This is a genomic window from Streptomyces sp. NPDC059003 (assembly GCF_042740445.1).
Taxonomy (GTDB): Bacteria; Actinomycetota; Actinomycetes; order Streptomycetales; family Streptomycetaceae; genus Streptomyces.
The window spans coordinates 22371-28550 of record NZ_JBHYJH010000132.1 but is presented as its reverse complement, the minus strand read 5'-3'; the positions used below and the strand labels follow the sequence as shown (position 1 = coordinate 28550).

At 69.0% G+C, this 6180-nt stretch carries 7 protein-coding genes; all 7 read left to right on the top strand.

Features of this window, described 5'->3' with window-relative positions; translation table 11 throughout:
• The first annotated feature begins 96 nt into the window (after positions 1 to 96).
• The 7 genes from ACFWZ5_RS33790 (at position 97) to ACFWZ5_RS33760 (ending at position 6172) form a co-directional block, all read left to right on the top strand.
• A complete protein-coding gene (locus tag ACFWZ5_RS33790; protein WP_384796400.1) occupies positions 97 to 741 on the top strand; it encodes an HAD family hydrolase in 645 nt (214 codons plus the stop codon).
• Between the two features lie 43 nt (positions 742 to 784).
• Positions 785 to 2005 (top strand): MFS transporter, encoded by a 1221-nt coding sequence (locus ACFWZ5_RS33785; protein WP_384796402.1) that lies wholly within the window; start codon positions 785 to 787, stop codon positions 2003 to 2005.
• A complete protein-coding gene (locus tag ACFWZ5_RS33780; RefSeq protein ID WP_384796404.1) occupies positions 1956 to 3128 on the top strand; it encodes an acetoin utilization protein AcuC in 1173 nt (390 codons plus the stop codon). Before ACFWZ5_RS33785 ends, ACFWZ5_RS33780 begins: the two co-directional genes overlap by 50 nt.
• Positions 3129 to 3347: 219 nt before the next feature.
• A complete protein-coding gene (locus ACFWZ5_RS33775; protein ID WP_384796406.1) occupies positions 3348 to 4163 on the top strand; it encodes a phosphatase in 816 nt (271 codons plus the stop codon).
• A 129-nt stretch (positions 4164 to 4292) separates the two neighbouring features.
• Positions 4293 to 4502: a helix-turn-helix domain-containing protein gene (locus ACFWZ5_RS33770; RefSeq protein ID WP_157164103.1), complete on the top strand. Its 210-nt coding sequence runs from the start codon at positions 4293 to 4295 to the stop codon at positions 4500 to 4502.
• A 132-nt stretch (positions 4503 to 4634) separates the two neighbouring features.
• A complete protein-coding gene (locus ACFWZ5_RS33765; RefSeq protein ID WP_003948845.1) occupies positions 4635 to 4733 on the top strand; it encodes a 30S ribosomal protein bS22 in 99 nt (32 codons plus the stop codon).
• A 338-nt stretch (positions 4734 to 5071) separates the two neighbouring features.
• Positions 5072 to 6172, top strand: a complete 1101-nt coding sequence (locus ACFWZ5_RS33760; protein ID WP_384796408.1) for an NAD-dependent epimerase/dehydratase family protein — start codon at positions 5072 to 5074, stop codon at positions 6170 to 6172.
• Positions 6173 to 6180: the final 8 nt, after the last annotated feature.

Sequence of the window (6180 nt, the reverse complement as noted above, 5' to 3'; positions counted from 1 at the left end):
GGGACCCTGTGGGAGAGTAGGACGCCGCCGAACTAAATTTAAGGGAAAACCCCCGCATCTTACGATGCGGGGGTTTTCTGCGTTTAGGGTCGAGTCATGCGATACGACCTGATCATCTTCGACAACGACGGTGTCCTGGTGGACAGCGAGCCGCTCTCCAACACCATCCTCGCCGCGTACCTGACCGAGCTCGGCCACCCCACTTCGTACGAGGACTCCGTGCGGACCTATATGGGCGCCGCGCTCCACCGCGTACACGACATCGTCCTCGAACGGTCGGGGCAGCGGTTGCCCGAGGATTTCGACGCGGTCTTTCATGAGCGGGTCTTCGCCGCGTTCGAGCGGGAGCTCGAGCCGATGGCGGGGGCATTCGACGTACTGGAGAAGCTGACCGCGGACGGGGTCGCCTACTGTCTGGCCTCCTCCGGGAGCCATGAGCGGATTCGGGTGGGTCACCGGAAGACCGGGCTCGACAAATGGTTTACCGAAGAGCGGGTGTTCAGCTCGCAGGACGTCGGACGGGGGAAGCCGGCGCCTGATCTCTTTCTGCATGCCGCGGAGCGCATGGGTGTCGCGCCGGAGCGGTGTGCCGTCGTCGAGGACAGCCCGCTGGGAGTACAGGCCGCTGTGGCGGCGGGGATGGACGTCTACGGATACACGGCCATGACGCCGGCCGAGCGGCTCCAGGGAGCCACCCGGCTCTTCCAGGACCTGCGGGAATTGCCCGATCTGTTGGTGTGATCCATCTACCCACGGGTAGAGCGGGGTCGTACGCTACCCAGCCATGACACAGACGCTGCGGCGTGGCAGGGCCGCGCTCGCGTTCAGCTTCCTGGCGCAGGGCGTCACGTTCGCGCTCCTGGTGACGCGGATACCCGCGCTGCAGGACAGGTACGGGATATCCGACGGCCTGTTGCCCGTCTTCCTGGCCGCCGTGCCGATCCTGGCCGGCGTGGGGAGCGTAGGAACCGAGCGGCTGGTCAAGAAGGTGCGGCCGAGCCGGGTGCTGCGGTGGTCGCAGCCGGTGGTGCTGCTCGCGCTGCTCGGGGCCGGGGCTGGGAACGCGATGTGGGAACTCGCGGTCGCGCTGGGGGCGTTCGGCATCGCGGTCGGTGCGCTCGACGCCTCCATGAACATGCTCGGAGTGAGTCTGCAGCGGGCGTACGGGCGCAGCATCATGCTCGGTTTCCACGCCGCGTACAGCCTGGGCGGGATCGTGGGGGCGTCGCTCGCCTGGGCGGGGGCGCACTGGGATCTGCCGTTGTTCGTGTCGTATCTGCCGGTGGTCGTCGTCCTGTTGCCCGCGGTGTTCGTGGGGAGTTGGGGGTACGTCGACTCCGATGTCAGCGACGGCGAGGGCGGGGAGCGGCGTGCCCGTGACGGTGGGGGCGTGGTCTTCAAGGCGCTGTTGCCGCTGTGTCTCGTGATGACCTTCGCGTACATCGGGGATTCGACGGTGGCCAACTGGAGCGCGAAGTATCTGCAGGACGTGCTGGGGAGTTCGGAGCAGGTGTCGACCGTTCCGTACAACGTCTACATGGTGATGACCCTGGTGGGGCGGGCCGTTGGGGATCAGGGGGTGAGGCGGTTCGGGGCGGTGGCCGTGGTGCGGGGCGGGGCCGTCGTCGGGGCCCTGGGGTTCGGTGTGGTGGCGGTGGCTCCTGGGGCATGGGTGGGGATTGCCGGGTTCACGCTGCTCGGGCTCGGGCTCTGTGTGATCGTGCCGCAGACGTTCGCGGCGGGGGGCCGGCTGTTCCCCGGGGACTCGGACACGGCCGTGGCGCGGCTCAATGTCTTCAACTACGTGGGATTCCTGATCGGTTCGCCATTGGTGGGCGGACTCGGGGATGCGTGGAACTATCGCGGGGCCATGGTCGTTCCCCTGGTGTTGGTGCTTGTGACGCTGTGGTACGCCCGGTCGTTCGCCCCCGGACCGGACCGATACGGTGACGAGCATGAGCGGCCGCGCACAGCTGATGTGGGACGAGGCAGTAACGGGCTATGACTTCGGTCCAGAGCACCCCATGGACCCGGTCCGGCTCGCGCTGACCCGGAGTTTGATCGGCGCCTTCGGGCTCGACCGCGACATCGACGTGGTCGCGGCGAAGCCTGCCGGTGAGTCGACGCTCGGCCTCGTGCACCGCGAGGACTACGTGGCGGCGGTGAAGGCGGCCTCCGCCGACCCGGCGTCGGCGCGCGCGGAGTACGGGCTCGGCACGGCGGACGACCCGGCCTTCGCCCGCATGCACGAGGTGTCGGCATTGATCGCCGGGCAGTCGGTCGGTGCTGCCGAGGCGGTGTGGCGCGGGGACGCGCTGCACGTGGTGAACTTCGCGGGCGGGCTGCACCATGCGATGCCCGGCTCGGCGGCGGGGTTCTGCATTTACAACGACGCCTCGCTGGCGATCGCCAGGCTCCTGGAGTTGGGGGTCGAGCGGGTCGCCTATGTGGACGTGGACGTGCATCACGGGGACGGGGTGCAGGCCACGTTCTGGGAAGACCCACGGGTCCTGACGATCTCGCTGCACGAGCATCCCCGGACCTTGTTCCCCGGCACCGGGTGGCCCGAGGAGACCGGGGCCGAGAGTGCGCCGGGCAGCGCGGTGAATCTGGCGCTGCCCGCGGGGACCGGGGACGAGGGATGGGTTCGCGCCTTTCACGCCGTGGTGCCGGAGCTGCTCGCCGAGTTCCGGCCGCAGGTCCTCGTCACGCAGCACGGGGCCGATACGCACTTCGAGGACCCGTTGGCGCATCTCGCGGTGTCGTTGGACGCGCAGCGGGCGGTGCAGATCGCCTGCCATGAGCTGGCGCACGAGTACGCGGAGGGGCGGTGGGTCGCGCTGGGCGGTGGTGGATATGCCGTGGTGGACGTGGTGCCGCGGTCCTGGACGCATCTGGTCGCGGTGGCGGCGGGGCGGGAGATCGAGCCGTCGGCCGCGACGCCTGAGGGGTGGCGGCGGGAGGTGTTCGCCCGTACGCGGGGGCTCGCCCCTGGGCGGATGACGGATGGGCGGTGGCCTGTGGGGTGGCGGGGGTGGGAGGAGGGGTACGACCCCTCGGATCGGGTGGATCAGGCCGTGTTGGGGGTGCGGAGGGCTGTGTTTCCGTTGCGGGGGTTGTTGGCTTAGGTGGGACCTTCGCGGGGCGCCCCAGGCCCGCCCCTTCCCGAAACTAGGGGCTCCGCCCCTAGGACCCCTTCTTTCCGCGCTGCGCGCTCGTCCTCAAACGCCGGACGGGCTACGGGCTTGCCGGGTGGGCTGGCTGAAGATGTGGGGGTGTTAGCCCAACTGTGGGGTGTTTTTGGGGTTTTCAGGGATTCTTGTGTGGGGGTGCGGCAGCATCGGGGCGTGTTGAGCACCGGAGCGTTGCGTGCGCATTTGCTGGCAGCCCGGCTTGCTGGGCCTGTGGCCACCTCGCGGGAGGAGAGCCTGCGGAGTTACCGGCTCTTCGCCGCCCGGGATCCGCGGATACTGCTCGGCCTCGATCCCGAATGGACGTGGGGCGCCGGGGACTTGCTGCGGCTCATGGCGGACAAGTGCGGCGTCTCGGCCGATCCCCGGCACACCACGGGGGCCGATGTCATCGACCCGGAGCGGACCGTCGCCGGGCTCGACGCCTTCGCCGAGCGGCTCCAGGACGCGGCCCGGCGTAGGGTTCCCGTGCTGCTCGGGACCGGCCATCCGCATCGGCTCCTTGGCTTCTACGCCGCCTTGGCGGACGCCTTGTCGGCGGCCGGATGCCAGGTCCTCACCCCTGCGCAGGGTTGCCGTGTCGACATAACGACCCGGTTCGGCCTACGCACGTACAACCTTGACTACGTACAAGGTGTCGCGCTGGTGCGCGAACCCGGCGTGCGTCCCACCGGGAGTGAGACCGGCGCGCACAGCCATTCACCACTCCCGGTTCGAAGGGCTCTGGCGGTCCAGGCCGAGTCCGGCGGACCCCTGCCCGAGCTGGTCATCGGGGACCACGGCTGGGTCTGCGGAGCAGGTCAGCTGGGGTTTGAGGCGATCGGTCTGGCGGATACGGACGATCCGGCGCTGTTCGTCGGAGAGGCCGAGGGGCGGGTGTCCGTGGTCGTTCCGCTTGATGACGCTGTGCGGTCTGATTACTACCGACCGCTTACTCGCTATGTACTCAATCGAGCGTGTCTGTCACAGTAAACGGCCGATGGCAGCTCCTCTTCCCCACTCGCATCACCCGCCCCTACTCTGGGGAGTGAGCGCACAGCGACGAGGAGTCACCGGAAGGGGAAGCCGGTGCGCGTCATGTGCGGAAGGTTCAGGTGTGTCATGGCTGCTGACCAGAGGCCTCTCAGCGAGGTTGCGTTCCTGACCGTGGCGGAGGTCGCCGCGGTGATGCGAGTCTCGAAGATGACCGTGTACCGGCTGGTGCACAGCGGTCATCTGCCCGCAATCCGGGTCGGAAGGTCCTTCCGGGTCCCGGAGAACGCGGTTCACGAGTACCTTCGCGACTCTTATGTGGGGGTGGAGACAGCCTGATCGACGTTCCTCGATTACAGGCTCGGCGAATGGGCGGGTAGGCTAGGCCGACGTAGGTCGTGTGGGCCCAGACGCCCCGCACCAATATCCCCGCTGACGCGGGGGTGATCCGAGAAGTGAGCGAGGGTAGTCGTGGGCTCTGTTATCAAGAAGCGGCGCAAGCGGATGGCGAAGAAGAAGCACCGCAAGCTGCTGAAGCGCACGCGCGTCCAGCGTCGCAACAAGAAGTAAGCGATAGCTGGCGCGAGCGCGCCGCTGTACGTACTGAAGCCCTCCCGCCGCCCGGCGGGAGGGCTTCGGTGTTCCCGGGGGCGGTTCAGGGGGCACCCGTCCGGTTCCGCGGCGGTGCCCAGCGGTCGCGTAGGCCGCCGCATAAGCCAAGGTCATAGCGGGTTCAAATGTTCAAAGCCGGGCGAACGGCTTGATCTTTACGGGGGCGTGTGGCCGTCGTCACTTCGCCCGGGCCGCGGTCATCACAGCGCAACATCAACCCGCTAGCGTGGGCCACAGATGTACCGGTGAGAAGCAGGCTGGGAGCAACGCGGGGCTGGGGAAAGGCGGCGCTGATCTTGGGCAAGGTCGTGCTCGTGACCGGGGTGGCCCGGCAGCTAGGCGGCAGGTTCGTCCGGCGCGTTCAGCGCGATCCCGAGGTCGACCGGGTGGTCGCCGTCGACGCGGTGCCACCCGAGCACCATCTGGGCGGCGCCGACTTCGTCCAGGCCGACATCCGGCAGCCGGCGATCACGCGGCTGCTCGCCGAGCACGCCGTGGACACGGTCGTCCACATGGACGTCGCGGGCACCGCGCTCGCCGGCGGCAGCCGCGGCTCGGTCAAGGAGACCAACGTCATCGGCACGATGCAGCTGCTCGGCGCCTGCCAGAAGTCGCCGATGGTGAAGCGCCTGGTGGTGAAGTCGAGCACCAACGTGTACGGCTCCGCGCCGCGCGACCCCGCGGTGTTCAGGGAGACCACGCCGCCCAAGTCGCTGCCGAGCGGCGGCTTCGCCAAGGACACCGTGGAGGTCGAGGGGTACGTACGCGGCTTCGCGCGCCGCCGTCCCGATGTCGCGGTGTGCGTGCTTCGGTTCGCGAACATCCTTGGTCCGGCGGCGGATTCGCCGCTCGCCGAGTACTTCTCGCTGCCCGTCCTGCCGACGGTGCTCGGCTACGATCCGCGCCTGCAGTTCGTCCACGAGGACGACGCGATCGAGGTGCTGCGGCTCGCCTCGCACGATCCGGAGCGCGGGACGCTCAACAGCGGCACGTTCAACATCGCCGGTGACGGTCTGCTGCTGCTCTCGCAGTGCGCGCGGCGCCTCGGCCGCCCCACGCTGCCCGTCCTGCTGCCCGCCGTGACCTGGGTGGGGACCGCACTGCGCACGCTCGGCGTCACGGACTTCTCACCCGAGCAGATCCGGCTGCTCACGCACGGCCGGGTCGTGGCCACCCGGCAGATGCGCGAGACACTGGGTTTCAAGCCCAAGTACACGACCGCGGAGGCTTTCGCGGACTTCGTACGCAGCCGGGGCCCGGGCCTGCTGCCCCCGGGGGCGCTCGCGGCGGCCGTCGACAAGGTCGCGGCGCTGCCGTTCGCGGGCGGCGGTACGAGAAGTGGCGGCGAGGACGCCGACCGCGGAGCCGGCAGCAGTGCCCACCACAGCGCCAACTGAGGAGATCG